The following is a 14,160-nucleotide window of genomic DNA, read 5'->3' as shown; positions in this document are numbered from 1 at the left end:
GTCAACGAATCGATCTCCGGTACTCACGGGGAAACGGGTCAGGGCACAGCACGTTTGTCACGCGGCGACGAGGTTTCGGCGGGCCGGGTCCCCGGCACGCGCACCGCCAGCAGCGCGCCGGCGAACGTGAGCCCGGCCGCGGCGAGCAGGCCCGCGGTGTACCCGACGGCCAGCGCCGCGCCGGCGGGGGCGCCCGCGGCCAGCCGCACCGCGCGCACCGAGGTCAGCATCGCGCCGATCAGCGCGACGCCGAGCGCGCTCGACAGTTCCCGGGCCGCGGTCAGCAGACCCGACGCCGTGCCGGAATACCGCGGCGCCACCACGTCCAGCGCGTGCGAGGTCATCGGGACGGTGAACGTCGAACCCGCGCCGATCAGGACCAGGCCGGGCACGCGTGGCCACAGCGCGGGGACGTGGTTCACCGCGGCGAGGGCCAGCAGTCCGGCGCCCACCGCGGCCAGCCCCGCCGCCACCGTCCGAAAAGGACCGTGCCGGGCGACCGCCGACGGCACCAGCGGCGTCGCGGCCACGACCGCCACCGCGACCCCGGCCAGGGGCAGCCCGGCGCCGGCCGGGCCGAGTCCCAGGAACTCCTGGTGCAGCAACGGCGTGAAGAAGAAGACCCCGGAGATCCCCAGTCCCCACAGCAGCTGCAGGCCGAGCGAGCCCAGGAACACCCGGTTCCCGGTCAGCGCCGCCGGGACGAGCCGCTCCCGCGCCCGCCGCTCCCGGACGAGGAACGCCACGCCGAGCACGGTTCCGGCGGCCAGCAGCGGGAGCCGGAACCGGGGTTCGGCCAGTGCGGTGGTGAGCAGCACCAGGCTCGCGGTCACCAGGACCATCGCCGGCGCCGGTGGCGCGCGGGTCCCGGCGGTCCGGCCGGGCGGCACGGTCCCCGGCAGCAGGACCAGCAGCGCGACCACGAACGGGAGGTTGACGAAGAAGATCCAGGCCCAGCCGCAGTATTCGCTCAGGACACCGCCGAGGGCCGGGCCGAGGGCCAGCGCGGCCGCCAGGCAGGCCGTCCACACCGCCGCGCCGAGCGTCCGGCCGCGGGCGTCGAGGTTGGTCCGCAGCAGGCTCAGCAGCCCCGGCACCAGGAACGCGGCCGCCACACCCTGCAGCGCCCGGGCGGCGACCAGCAGCCACGCCGAGCCCGCCACCCCGCCGACCGCCGCGCCGGCGCCGAACGCCAGCAGCGCCCCGGTCAGGGCGGGACGCCGTCCCCAGCGGTCGACCAGGGCGCCCGCCGCCGGCAGGAGCCCGGCGAAGGGCAGCATGTACCCGAGCGCGATCCACGGCAGGGCGTCGACGTCCAGGGCGAGAGCGCGGCCGATGGACGGCGCGCCCGCGGCGACGATCGTGTTGTCCAGCGTTGTGACGAACGCGCCGAGCGCGAGCACGACCAGGGTCCGCCGGATCATCGCGGGCTCCCCGCCGGTTCGACGGCGACCACGGCCGTCCGCCCCGGGAACCACCAGTTCGCCGCGCCCAGCCGGGTCATCACCGCGGGGACGAGCACGCACCGGACGACGACCGCGTCCAGCAGCACGGCGACGGTCAGCCCGACGCCCGCCTCGCGCACCACCCGGGCGTCCACGAAGGCGAACGACACGAACACCAGCGCCATGATCAGCGCGGCCGCGGTGATGGTCCGGCCGGTCGCCGCGACGCCGTCGACGACCGCCGCCCGCGTGTCGCCGTGGCGGCGCCAGGCCTCCTGGATGCGGGCGATGAGGAAGACCTCGTAGTCCATCGACAACCCGAACAGCCCGGCGAAGAGGAAGACGGGCAGGTACGGCTCGATCGGGCCGCCGAAGGCGAACACCACCGCGCCGGTCGTCGCGGCCGCGGTCAGCAGGTTCATCGCCGCCGCGGTGAGCGGGATCAGCACACTGCGGAACACCCAGGCCAGCAGCAGCACCGAGATCCCGACGACGGCGGCGAAGAACAGGGGCAGCCGGTCGGCGATCGCGGCGGAGAAGTCGGCCCGGGCCGCGACGACCCCGCCGACGTGCGCGTCCGGGCTGCCGAGGACCCTGGCCATCACCCGCGTCGACGCGAGCAGCTCGCCGGTGGCCGGATCGGCGGGAGCGGTCCGCGGGAGCACCGTGAGCAGCCAGACGCCCCCCGGCAGCGCGGCCGGCGGGCCGACGTCGGCGCTCGCGAGCAGCGCTTCCCGCAATGCGCCCACCGACTCGCCACCGGTCCCGACCACCAGCAGCGGCGCGTCCGCGCCCGGCCCGAAGCCCTCTTCCAGCAGCTCGGCCGCGGTGCGCGTGACGCTGCCGGGCGGGTCGAGCGCGGCGTCCGGCACGCCGAGCCGCAGGCCGGTCATCGGGAGCGCGAGCACGGCCACGACCAGCAGGGCGGCGAGCGTGTACGGGCCGGGGCGCGCGGTCACCGCCCGCGCGAGCCGGGCCCACCGGCCGCCGTGGCCGTCCGGGCGCAGGCTCATCCGGCGGGCGAGGAGCCGCAGCAACGCGGGCAGCAGGGTCAGCGCGGCGAACGCGGTCAGCAGCACCGAGACCGCGGCGGCGGCCGCGATCCCGTTCAGGAACGGCAGGCCGACGGTGACCATGCCGGCCAGCGAGACGCACACGGTGACGCCGGCGAAGACGACGCTGCGGCCGGAGGTCGCCGCCGCGACGGCCAGGGCCGCCGCCGGTCCGGCGCCGTCCCGGCGGCCCTGCCGGTAGCGGGTGAGCACGAACAGCGCGTAGTCGACGCCGACGCCGAGCCCGAGCAGCGCGGCGATCTCGGTGCTGATCTTCGGCACGGTCATGACGTGCGACAACAGCGTCACGGCGGCCAGTGCGCAGCCCACGGAAACCGCCGCGGTGAGGACCGGGAGCAGGACGCAGGTCAGCGAGCCGAAGGCCACCAGCAGCACCACGGCCGCGGCGAGCAGGCCGATTCCGGCGTTGCCCAGCCCGGGCGCGGCGGCCGTCATCGCGGCGAGTTCCCCGGACGCCCCGGCGGTGAGGCCGCCGGCGTCGCGGACGGCGGCCGCGAACGCCTCGGCCGTCCCCGGCCCGAGGTCGGCGGCCGGCGCGTCGAAGCGCACGGTGAGCACCGCCGTCCGCCGGTCGGCGGACACCTCGCCGGGCGGCGGATCGACGGACACCACGTGCGGCAGCGCCGCCAGCCGGGCGGCGAACGCGTCGAGCCGGGCGCGGCCCGGACCGGGGGCTTCGCCACCCGGACCCCGGAAAAAGCGATCCGTGCCGTCGACCGGGCCGTCCGGCGAGCGCACCACCACGCGTTCCGCGGCACCACCGGCCCCGGCGGTGCGCAGCAGGCCGGCCGCCGCGGTGCTGTCCGCGGCGGGCAGGGCCACCGTGTCGCGGAAGGCCGCGCCGGTGTGCAGCGCGGCCGTACCGAGGCCGCCCAGCGCCACCAGCCACAGCACGATGACGACGCCGGCGCGGCGGAAGCACCAGGAAACGAGCGCCGTCATCGGTGTTCTCCTCCCGCGTGCCGGTCGATCACGCTAACAACGGCGAGGTGCGCGAAGATACCGTCCCGGATCACAAATCGAATTCCGGAAACCTTTGCCGTGGTTAGTGATCCGGGGTTTGTCCGGCAGGTGACAAACTCCGGTGCGGCCGTTGGGCCCGGCGTGACAGAACCCGCTCCGCGAGCAGCATCGGCGGTTGCCAACTCCGATCCCGTGTGAGTACATGGCCTCCGCGCCGATCACGGCGCGGACTCTCCACGAGGCGCGGCAAGGGGTGTGAGCCATGACCCGGACGATCACGCAGGCGGCGATCCCGCAGCCGCGGGGCACCGGCCGCGCGCGGCAGCTGTGGTGCTCGCTGCCGACGGAACTCGCGCGCCGGTTCCGGCCGCACGCCGACCCGCTCGCCCGGCGGATCCTCGAGGAGGTCCAGCACGCCGTCCCCGAGTACGCCAAGCCCCTCGAGGGCGAGTTCGGCAAGATGATCGTGCTCGCGATCGAGCAGGCGGTCATCGGCTGCATCGACAGCATCGAAGACCTGACGTCCACACAGGACACGTGGGCGAAGCTGTTCGTCGAGGTCGGAAGGCGCGTGCACCACGACGGCGGCAGCCTCAATTCCCTGCAGGCCGCCTACCGCGCGGGCGGCCGAGCGGCGTGGCGCTACGTGGCCGAACTGGGCCAGGCCCACCGGTTCCCGGCGGCCGTGCTGTGCGTCGGCGCCGAAGCCATTTTCGCTTACGTGGAGGAAATTTCCTCGTACTCGGTCGAGGGGTACACGTTGGCACAGGCGATGGCGACCGGCACGCTCGAGCGGCGGCGGCGCCGGCTCTTCGAACTGCTCCTGTCCACCCCGCCGTCGTCCCCGGCCACGCTGGCGACGATGGCCGAGGCCGCGCAGTGGCCGATGCCGGAGCGGGTCGCCGTCGTCGCGCTCGAGCCGCGCACCGGACAGCACCCGCCGCCGTCCCCGCGGCTTCCCGAGGACGTGCTCCTGGACCTCGACGGCCCCGAGCCGTGCCTGCTGACCCCGCACCCGGACCGCGACCTGCGGGGCCTCGAAGGCCGCCTGCCGGGCTGGCGCGCGGCGGTCGGCCCCCGGGTCCGCCCGGCGGAGGCCGCGACGTCGCTGCGGTGGGCCCGCCGCACGCTCGAGCTGCTCCGCCGCGGCCTGGCCGGCGACGGCCCGGTCACGCACACGGCCGACCACCTGGCCACGCACTGGCTGCTGATCGACCGTTTCCTGCTGGACGAGCTGTCGGCGAAGGCGCTGGCGCCGTTCGCCGGCCTGACGGCGAAGCAGCAGACCCGGCTCGCGGAGACGTTGCTGAGCTGGCTGGAGCACAACGGGAGCACCCCGGAGATCGCGCAGGCCCTGCGGATCCACCCGCAGACCGTCCGCTACCGCGTGAGCCAGCTGAGCGAGCTGTTCGGCGAGCGGCTGACGGACCCGGCCCGGCGCCTGGAGATCCAGATGGCGTTGCGCGCCCACCGGTTGCTGGGCACCCGGCCCCCGACCGGCGAACGCTGACCGGGCGGCCCACGGCGTCTTGAATGCCCCATCCCTGTCGTCCGAGGTCTTGAACGACCCATTCCTGTCGTCCGGAGCCTTGAATGACTCGTTCAAGCCGTGCGAATCCGCGGCACCAGCGGGCTGACAGCGGCGGCGCGGTCGGCTATGGTCTTTCCAGGCTGTTAGCGCTAACAGTCGGTTGGAGGACGCCACCGATGACCGCGCCCGAACTCACCCGGGAGCCGTTCGGCCAGGCCGGCGGCACCGATGTCCACCGGTACACGCTGGGCCGGCCCGGCGGCCCGATCGCGCGCGTGCTCGACTACGGCGGCGTCATCCAGTCGCTGGAAGCGCCGGACCGCGACGGCCGCCTCGGCAACGTCGTGCTCGGGTTCGCGGACCTCGACTCCTACGTCGCCAACAACCGGCCCGGGGCCGACCGGGTGTTCCTCGGCGCGGTGATCGGCCGGTTCGCCAACCGGATCGCCGGCGGCACCTTCACCCTCGACGGCGTCCAGTACCGCGTCCCCCTCAACAACGGCAAGAACAGCCTGCACGGCGGCCCCGCCGGGTTCGACACGCGGGTCTGGGCGGCCACCGAGGTGCGGGACGGCGACGGTGTCGCGCTGCGGCTCACGCTGGTCAGCCCGGACGGCGACCAGGGTTACCCCGGCCGGCTCACCACCGAGGTCACCTACCGCGTCGACGCGCGCGACCGGCTCCGCATCACCTACCGCGCGACCACCGACGCGCCGACGGTCGTCAACCTGACCAACCACACCTACTGGAACCTGGCCGGCGAAGGGACCGGCGACGTCCACGAGCACCACCTGGAGATCGCCGCGAGCCGGTTCTGCCCGACCGGTGACGACCTGATCCCGGCGGGCGACCCGGTCCCGGTCGAGGACACGCCTTTCGACTTCCGCCGGTGGGCGCCGATCGGCGCCCGCGTCGGCGAGCCCGACCCCCAGCTGGTGATCGGCCAGGGCTACGACCACAACTGGGTGCTCGACGACGGCGCGCCGTTCGCCGCCCGGGCGTGGGACCCGGCGTCCGGCCGCCTGCTGACGATGTGGACGACCGAGCCGGGCCTGCAGTTCTACTCGGGCAACTACCTGACCGCGGCCCTCACCGGCACCGGCGGCCGCCCGTACCACCGCGGCGCCGGCTTCGCGCTGGAGGCCCAGCACTTCCCGGACTCCCCCAACCGGCCGGACTTCCCCAGCACCGTGCTGCGGCCCGGCGAGGTCTACCACCAGGAGACGGTGTACGCCCTGACCACGGCCGACGAGCCACCGGTGGCGTGAGCGACATTCGCGAGGCACCCGCCCGGTCCCGCCGATAGCCTCGCCGGTCATGGGAGATCTTTCCGCCGTCGCCCGCGACCTCGCCCCCACCGGCGCGCTGCGCGCCGCCGTCAACCTCGGCAACCCCGTGCTCGCGCACGGAACGCCGGAGGAGCCGGGCGGGGTCACGGTCGACCTCGCGCGTGAAGTGGCCGCGCGGCTGGACGTCCCGGTGCGCCTCGTCTGCTTCGACGCGGCCCGCAAGTCGTTCGAGGCGCTGACCTCGGGGGCGGCCGACCTCGGCTTCCTGGCGATCGAACCCGCCCGCGCGGCCGAGGTGGCGTTCACGGCGCCGTACGTCGTCATCGAAGGCGTGTACGTCGTCCCGGACGGCTCGCCGCTCACGACCCCGGCCGACGTCGACCGGCCGGACGTCCGGATCGGCGTCAAGCAGGGCTCCGCGTACGACCTGTACCTGACCCGGACCCTCCGGCACGCGACGATCGTGCGCGGCGACGACGGCGTCACGGCGTTCGAGGACGGCGGCCTGGAGGTCGCGGCCGGGATCCGGCAGCCGATGACCGCCTACGCCGGCGCGCACCCGGGGACGCGGGTACTTCCGGGCCGGTTCATGGAGATCCGCCAGGCCGTCTGCACCACCCCGGACCGCCGCCCGGAGACGATCGCGTTCCTGCACGACCTGGTGGAGGAGCTGAAGGCGAGCGGCTTCGTCGCCGACGCGCTGCACCGCGCCAACCAGGAAGCCACGGTCGCGCCGCCCGCCTGACGGCCCTACTTGCCGGTGACGCCGTCGAGCAGCTCGCGGCCGACGTCCACGTGCCCGGCGTGCCGGGCGAAGCTCTGCACCAGGTGACACAGGATCCACGCGAACGTCGGGTGCTCCTCGGCACCGCCGCGACGGGTCGTGCGGGCCGCCCGGCGGTCCAACGGGGTGACCGCGGCGAGCCGGGCGCAGTTCTCGCGCTCCGCGAGGAAGAACGCCGTGATGTCCGCCGAGGGTTCCTCCGGCGCGACGAACCACTTCTGCTCGGCGGTGCCGGGCCAGGAGAAGTCGACGTCCTCGCCGGCGAACAGGTACCGGATCCAGAAGCGCTCGGTGCAGGCGAGGTGCTTGACCATGCCCAGCGGCGTCCAGCCCGAGGGCACGACGCTCCGGCGCAGATCCTGCTCGGAAAGGCCGTCGAGCTTGCGCAGGACGGCGGTGGCGCTGTGGTCGAGGTAGCCCAGCAGCAGCGCGCGCGGATCGGCCAGCGTGGGCGGGGGCTCGGGAGTCTCGGCCATGATCGAAAAGCTACTGGGCGGCACGCCGCCGGGCGGTGCTCCCGCGCGCTCACGAACGCGTGATCCCGCGCGTGGCCGCGAAAACGCGCCGGCTCGCGAGGCGGCCATCATCGCCGGACCCGCCACTCAGGCCGTCGGCCGAATCGCCGTATCGCTGAGTCGTCGCCGCCGTCACCGGAGCGACATTGCGCCTTTTCGACGGTCGCAACGAGTGCTACGTTCACGGTGGTGCAGCTCGACCCCGAGGAGCCGCGATGAGGCTTACGCCCAGCGCTCACACCGACTCGTTCTGCCGCGACCGGCTGCCACCCGGCGACCAGTGGCCGCGGCTGGTGTTCGACCTGCCGGAGCTGCACTACCCCGACCGGCTCAACGCCGCGACCGTGTTGCTCGACGAGACCACCGCCCGCCTCGGCCCGGAGCGCCCCTGCCTGCGTTCCCCGCACGAGACGTGGACCTACGGCGAGGTCTTGGCCCGCGCCAACCGGATTGCCCACGTCCTCACCGCGGAGCTGGGTGTCGTGCCGGGCAACCGCGTGCTGCTGCGCGGCCCCAACACGCCGTGGCTCGCGGCGTGCTGGCTCGGCGTCCTCAAGGCCGGCGCCGTCGCCGTGGCGACCATGCCGATGCTGCGCCGCGGCGAGCTCGACAAGATCACCGACCGCGCGCGGCCCACGGTGGCCCTGTGCGACGAGCGCCTGCTCGAGGAGCTGCCGCCGGCGCTGCCCGTGGTGGCGTACGGCACCGAGCGCGCCGAACTGGCCGAACGCTGCGCCCGGCACCCGGCCACCTTCGCCGACGTGCCGACCGCCGCCGACGACGTCGCCCTGCTCGCCTTCACCTCCGGCACCACCGGGACACCGAAGGCCACCATGCACTTCCACCGCGACCTGCTCGCCATCGCCGACACGTTCTCCCGCCACGTCCTCCGGCCCACCCCGGACGACGTGTTCTGCGGGACGCCGCCGCTGGCGTTCACCTTCGGCCTCGGTGGCCTCCTGGTGTTCCCGCTGCGCGCCGGCGCCTCCGTGCTCCTGCTGGACCGCGCGACACCCCGGGAGCTGGCGTCGGTCGTCGCCGAGCAGGCGGTGACGGTGCTGTTCACCGCCCCCACCGCCTACCGCGCGATCCTCGGCTCCGGCGACGGGCCCCTGCTGGCCGGCGTCCGCCGCGCCGTCTCCGCCGGGGAAGCCCTCCCCGCCGCCGTCGCCGAGCGGTACCGCGACGTCGTCGGATCGCCGTTGATCGACGGCATCGGCAGCACGGAGATGCTGCACGTGTTCATCTCCGCGGCCGGCGACGACGCCCGCCCCGGCTTCACCGGCAAGGTCGTCCCCGGCTTCCGCGCCGCCGTCCTCGACGCCGACGGCCGCCCGGTCCCGGACGGCACGCCCGGCCGGCTCGCCGTCCAGGGCCCCACCGGCTGCCGCTACCTCGGCGATCCCCGGCAGGCCGGCTACGTCCGCGACGGCTGGAACATCACCGGTGACACCTACGTCCGCGAACCCGACGGGTACTTCCGGTTCGTGGCGCGCAGCGACGACATGATCGTCTCTTCCGGTTACAACATCGCGGCTCCCGAGGTCGAAGAGGTGCTTCTGACGCACCCCGACGTCGAGGAGTGCGCGGTGGTCGGCACGCCCGATCCGGATCGGGGTGCGGTCGTGACCGCCTTCGTCGTGCTCCGGCCCGGCGTCGCGCCGGGCCCGCAGGTCGTGCACGCCCTGCAGGAGCACGCCAAAGCCGTTGCCGCGCCGTACAAGTACCCGCGCCGGGTGCGGTTCCTCGAGGCGCTGCCACGCAGTGCCGGCGGCAAGCTGCAGCGGTACCTGCTGCGCGAGCGCCGGCGGGGGTGACGGGCCCGCTGCCGAGGTGGGGTGGCGGTGGGCCCGTCACGTCTATGGGGTCGAGGACATGGCACCAGCCTAGCCGAGAATTCGAACACATGTTCACGGCCATTCGAGTGGAGTCCAGCTACGATCCGTCACCACAAGCCCGCCTTTTCCCAGGCGGCAACACTTCCGGGTGACAAGCGGTCCTCAGTGGACACTCCGCGAACCCGGCAGGCGAGCCGCCGCCACCACGCGCGACGCGGGCACCCGCCCCGCGCCGATTCCTCCGCTGCCGACGGCAAAACGGCCCTGACCTGCACCGAGGACCAGCACCCCGGCGGGCCGCCGAGGCGGTGACAACGCCGGCGACCCGACCCCATAAAGTCTTCGCGCAGCCATCGGAGGTGACCACCCGCGTGCCCGACGTCGACTACTACGAGGTGCTCGGCCTTCGCCGCGACGCCACGGCGGCCGACGTCAAGGCCGCCTATCGCCGGCTGGCCAAGACCATGCACCCGGACGGCGGCGGCACGGTCGGCACGTTCCGGCTGCTGCGCGAGGCCTACGACGTCCTGAGCGACCCGGTCGCCCGCGCCCGCTACGACTCCGGCGGCGCGGCCGTGGTGCCCGTGCCGGTCCGGCCGCGGCCCCGGCGGCGCTTCGGCGACGAGCCCGGCTTCGTCCCCGACCTGCCCGAGCTGGACGCCGAGGACCTGAGCTGGTGGCACCTCGCCGGGGAGGACACCCGGATGCGGCACGGCCGCCGCGGCGGGCCAGGGCACACGCCGGTGGTCGCCGCGGTGGCCGGCATGGTGCTCGTGCTGCTGCCGCTGGTCACCGGGGCCGGCTTCTCGCCGCCGATGCTCGCCGTCTGGCTGCTGCTCACGGCGGGCACGGCCCTGCTGGTCCAGCGGCTGGCGCGCGGGTACCTCCGCGCGGCGAAGGCGCGCGAAGCGTACGCCGAGGAGTTCGGCGGGCGCACGGTGTTCGGCACGCCCGGCACCGAGCGCGACGAGCTGGCCGAGCGGCTCACCGCCGACCTGCTCGAGGGCTACCTGACCCGGCTGCCGGGCGCCCGCATCTTCCACGGGCTCGCCTGGCCGGGCTCGGTGTTCGCCGACGTCGACCACGCGGTGCTGTGCGGCAAGCGGCTGGTGCTCATCGAGTCGAAGCTGTGGCTGCCGGGCCACTACGAGACGGCGGAGGACGGCAGGCTGCTGCGCAACGGCCGCCCGTTCCGCGGCGGCGGCAGCCGGCTGACCGAAAGCCTGGCGGCGTACCGCGGCCTGCTGCCGGGCGTGGCGCTGCGGGGCGTGATGATCGTCTACCCGAGCCGCAGCGGGGACCTGACCACGGCGGACCCGGGTGACCTGGCGGTCGCGCCGATGACCCCGGAGGAGTTCCTGCACGAGATCGGCGAATGGCTCGCGGCCGATCCGTCCACAGTGGACCACGAGGCGCTGCGGACGGTGCGCGACCAGGTCGTCGGCGGAGGCGGCCGGGCGGCCTGAGGCGCATGCACGCCGCCGCTGCCCTCGGCACCGCCCTCCTGGCCTACCTCCCGGCCGCGGTCACCCCCGGCCCCAACTTCGTCCTCATCGCCCACACGGCCGCCACCGGGACCCGGCGGTCCGCGGTGGCGATCGCGCTCGGGGTGGTCGCCGCGGGCGGCCTGCTCGCCGCGGTCGCGGTCTTCGGGCTGGGCGGCCTGCTGGCCCGCACACCGTGGCTCGCGACGGCGTTGCGCGTGGCGTGCGGCGGCTACCTGGCGTGGCTGGGCGTCCGGCTGTGGTGGCGCGCCCGCGCGCCCGGCGAACCCCGGGAGCAGCCGGACCGGGACGCCCCGCCGGCCGGGCACCGCACCGCGTTCGGCCGCGGCGTCCTCAGCAACCTGACCAACCCCAAGGCCGCCGCGTTCTTCGGCAGCGTCCTCACCGCCACCCTCCCGCCCACCGAACCCACCGCCGTCAAGGCGGCCGCCGTCGCGCTGATCGTCGTCGCCTCGGCCGCGTGGCACCTGAGCGTGGCCCTGCTGTTCTCCGCCCCCGCCACCCAGCGCTGGTACGCCCACGCCGAACCGGCCCTCAACCGCGTCGTGGGCACCGTTCTGGTCGTCCTCGGCATCATCCTCGCCTTAACGCCGTGAAGGCCTCCTCGCGCGAACGAGGAGGCCTTCACGGGACTAACGCAACTGCTACCGGGCGCCACCCGAAGCACGCTGCTTCTGCGCGTGCGCGGAGCGGGTGCAGACCTCGCCGACGTCGACCGTCTGGCCGCGGTCGACGAAGACGTCCGCCACGCCGACGAGCTTGCCGCTCGGCGACGAGCAGGTCAGCTGGTAGGCCTCCTTCGTGCCGTACGTCGGCGGGACCGGCGACGAGAACGACACGTCGCCGCTCCAGTCGTCGACCGCGGCCGGGTTCGCCTGGTCGTAGTTGACCACCACGGCCTTGTAATCACCGGCCGGCGGGTCGAACAGCACGGCGTGCTCGGACGTCGTGCCGCCGTTGGCCGACGAGCTGACCAGGTTGCCCGCCGAGTCGTAGATGAACAGGTCCCAGTCGGTCGCGGTGTTCGCCCAGTTGATGTTGACGCTGAACTTCCCGTTGTCGACCTTCGGGAGGCCGTCGACGTGGAAGGTGAACGAGTCACCCGCCGGGTCGGCCGGGTAGTTCTGGTTGATCGGCGGCACACCCGCCGGGTTGGTGACCGCGAAGCCCTGCTGCGCCGGGCCCTGCGGGTCCCGCCCGTACCGGCCGGCCACGTATGGCCGCGTCGACGGGTTGACCGACCAGGCGAAGCGCCCGCCGGTGGCGGTGAACTTCGAGTTCAGGTCGTCGGTGATGTAGATCGGCGGCTTGGTGGAGCCGTCGGGCTGGATCACCGGCGACGTCGGCGTCTGGAACGTCTTGTGCAGCTTGAGCTGGTAGTTCTTCGGCGCCGAGCCGATCAGCGTGGAGTGCTGCTGCGGGTCGGCCGCGTTGCCCAGCATGTCCAGGAACGCCTGGCGGTTGCCGCCCTTGCCGGCCCCGGCCGCCGGGGCCAGGCCCGCGTACTCGGCCACGACGCTGTCGGCGTAGGGCCCGTGGAAGCCGTTTCCGCCGACCTCGATGGTGAAGCCCCAGCCGCCGGTGGCCCAGTACGACCAGTCTTCGGTCGTGCCGGTGGTGTCGTAGAGCGCCCAGCTCGGCTCGCTGGTGTAGCCGTTGCGCGAGGCCAGCTTGTCGCCGAGCGCCTTGTACTGCGGCTCCTCGAGCGGCGGGCGGACGTCCGCCACGCCCGGCGGACGCAGCACGAGCGCGGCGACCGTGTGCATCGTGATCAGGTTGGTCACCTGGCGCGAGGACACGATCGAGCGGACGTTGCGCACCTCGGGCTCGCTGAACGGCGCGGACCCGCGGAAGGTGTCGCCGCTCCAGTTCAGCTCGGCGCCGGCGCCGCCCCAGAAGCCGCCGTAGTTGCGGTTCGGGTCGGTACCGCGGACGCGGCCGCCCGGGTTCGCCTTGCAGACGCCGGTCGCGAACTGCGGCGGCGAGTCGTTGACGTTGCAGTTCTTCCGCTTCATCTCGTAGTCGAACCGGGTGAAGTCGCCCTTGGGCTCGGCTTCGCGGGAGATCTCGAAGCCGTCCGGGTTGATGATCGGCACGACGATGTTGCGCGTCTTGCTCACCATGGACCGGATGGCGGCGTCCCGCGAGTAGCCGTTGACCAGCTCGTACGCCCACTCCATGACGTGCTCGCCGGCCGGCCACTCCCGGGCGTGGTGCACGCCCATGGTGAAGTTCACCGGCTTGCCGTCGGTCACGTTCTTCACGTCGGAGGCGATTTCGACGCCGACGACGTCACGGCCTTCCCAGGTCGATTCCGGCATCGTGAACGCCGAGACCAGGCCCGGGTTCTTGCGCGCCAGTTCCTTGAGCTCGTAGTTGTACTCGTAGAGGTGCCGGTAGGCGGTGCGCCCGGAGGGCAGCGCGGACGCGGCGGTCTTGGCGGCGTACTCGCGGTCGGTCTTCGCGTCGCGGACCGACTTGGCCGAGAGGTCCGCCTCGATGACCTTCGACTTGAAGCCGCTGTCGGAGAGCGTCTTGCGGTCGGCGTCGTCGGCGAGCACGACCTCGACCCCGGTCGCGTCCCCCTTCTCCGTGACGTCGAGCCCGAGGGCGGTCAGCTTGCCCTTGTCGGCGCGCGTCGGCGTCTCGACGCGGACGAGCTCCGCGCGCTGGGTCGCCGGGGCGGTGCCGGTCGGCGTGCCCTGCGGGGTCAGCGCCAGGAAGTCGACGCCGAGCTGGGCCTGACCGGCCGAGCCGCCGTACCGGCAGCCCTGGACGACGAGTTCCTGCCCCTTCTTCACGAAGCTTTCGGCGAGTTCGTGGCTGCGCAACGCCGTCGAGGCGGCGACCACCGCACCGGTGGCCTTGTCGAACACGGCGACGTCCCAGTCGCCCTCCGCGCCCTGCGCCGGCTTCAGCCGCGCCTGGACGAGGCCGTCCACGGTGGACGTCAGCTCGCGGCGATCGGCGCCCGAAGTGCCCTTGGGCAGCACTTTCGCGAAGCACGAGCGGGCCACCGACTTGTCGGCGCGCAGGATGTTCTGCGCTGCGCCCGCCGTGCCGGACGGCAACGCGACGAACGTTCCGGCCAGTGCGACGGCCGAAGCCAGCAGCACTAGCCGTCTTGGTGAATTCCCCACAGGAAGCGACCTCCTTGACCGAGGCCGGCACGCACGGACGTACCGGTAGCGGAGGACCATAATGGAGGAAATCCGGC

General features: G+C 73.8%; 10 protein-coding genes. 6 read left to right on the top strand and 4 right to left on the bottom strand.

What is annotated here, in order from left to right; all coding sequences use genetic code 11:
* Nucleotides 1–38: 38 nt before the first annotated feature.
* A complete protein-coding gene (locus DV20_RS31905) occupies nt 39–1,424 on the bottom strand; it encodes an MFS transporter (RefSeq protein ID WP_043786773.1) in 1,386 nt (461 codons plus the stop codon).
* Nucleotides 1,421–3,460, bottom strand: coding sequence for an MMPL family transporter (locus DV20_RS31900; RefSeq protein ID WP_043786772.1), 2,040 nt, complete (start codon nt 3,458–3,460; stop codon nt 1,421–1,423). The genes DV20_RS31905 and DV20_RS31900 overlap by 4 nt, the downstream gene beginning before the upstream one ends.
* Nucleotides 3,461–3,743: 283 nt before the next feature.
* Here DV20_RS31900 and DV20_RS31895 point away from each other — a divergent pair, with 283 nt between their 5' ends.
* From DV20_RS31895 to DV20_RS31885, 3 genes are all read left to right on the top strand, one after another.
* Nucleotides 3,744–4,991, top strand: coding sequence for a helix-turn-helix domain-containing protein (locus tag DV20_RS31895; protein ID WP_043786771.1), 1,248 nt, complete (start codon nt 3,744–3,746; stop codon nt 4,989–4,991).
* Nucleotides 4,992–5,188: 197 nt separating this feature from the next.
* A complete protein-coding gene (locus DV20_RS31890) occupies nt 5,189–6,280 on the top strand; it encodes an aldose epimerase family protein (protein ID WP_043786770.1) in 1,092 nt (363 codons plus the stop codon).
* Between the two features lie 49 nt (nt 6,281–6,329).
* Nucleotides 6,330–7,046, top strand: coding sequence for a transporter substrate-binding domain-containing protein (locus tag DV20_RS31885; RefSeq protein WP_043786768.1), 717 nt, complete (start codon nt 6,330–6,332; stop codon nt 7,044–7,046).
* Between the two features lie 5 nt (nt 7,047–7,051).
* Here DV20_RS31885 and DV20_RS31880 read toward each other — a convergent pair whose 3' ends face one another.
* Nucleotides 7,052–7,561 carry a DinB family protein gene (locus tag DV20_RS31880; RefSeq protein WP_043786767.1) on the bottom strand — a complete coding sequence of 170 codons (510 nt, stop codon included), beginning with the start codon at nt 7,559–7,561 and terminating at the stop codon, nt 7,052–7,054.
* A gap of 254 nt (nt 7,562–7,815) precedes the next feature.
* Here DV20_RS31880 and DV20_RS31875 point away from each other — a divergent pair, with 254 nt between their 5' ends.
* The 3 genes from DV20_RS31875 (at nt 7,816) to DV20_RS31865 (ending at nt 11,539) form a co-directional block, all read left to right on the top strand.
* A complete protein-coding gene (locus DV20_RS31875) occupies nt 7,816–9,417 on the top strand; it encodes an AMP-binding protein (RefSeq protein WP_043786766.1) in 1,602 nt (533 codons plus the stop codon).
* Between the two features lie 392 nt (nt 9,418–9,809).
* Entirely contained in the window at nt 9,810–10,904 is a 1,095-nt protein-coding gene (locus DV20_RS31870) for a J domain-containing protein (RefSeq protein WP_043786765.1), read from the top strand.
* Between the two features lie 5 nt (nt 10,905–10,909).
* Complete coding sequence (locus DV20_RS31865; RefSeq protein WP_043786763.1) at nt 10,910–11,539, top strand: LysE family translocator; 630 nt, start codon at nt 10,910–10,912, stop codon at nt 11,537–11,539.
* Nucleotides 11,540–11,587: 48 nt separating this feature from the next.
* Here the strand turns inward: DV20_RS31865 and DV20_RS31860 are convergent, their stop codons facing one another.
* Entirely contained in the window at nt 11,588–14,059 is a 2,472-nt protein-coding gene (locus DV20_RS31860) for a M14 family zinc carboxypeptidase (protein WP_043786762.1), read from the bottom strand.
* Between the last annotated feature and the right edge of the window lie 101 nt (nt 14,060–14,160).

Source organism: Amycolatopsis rifamycinica, from assembly GCF_000695625.1.
In the GTDB taxonomy this organism is placed as follows: domain Bacteria; phylum Actinomycetota; class Actinomycetes; order Mycobacteriales; family Pseudonocardiaceae; genus Amycolatopsis; species Amycolatopsis rifamycinica.
Note: the sequence above shows the minus strand (reverse complement) of the source record. Positions and strands in the feature narration are given on the sequence as shown.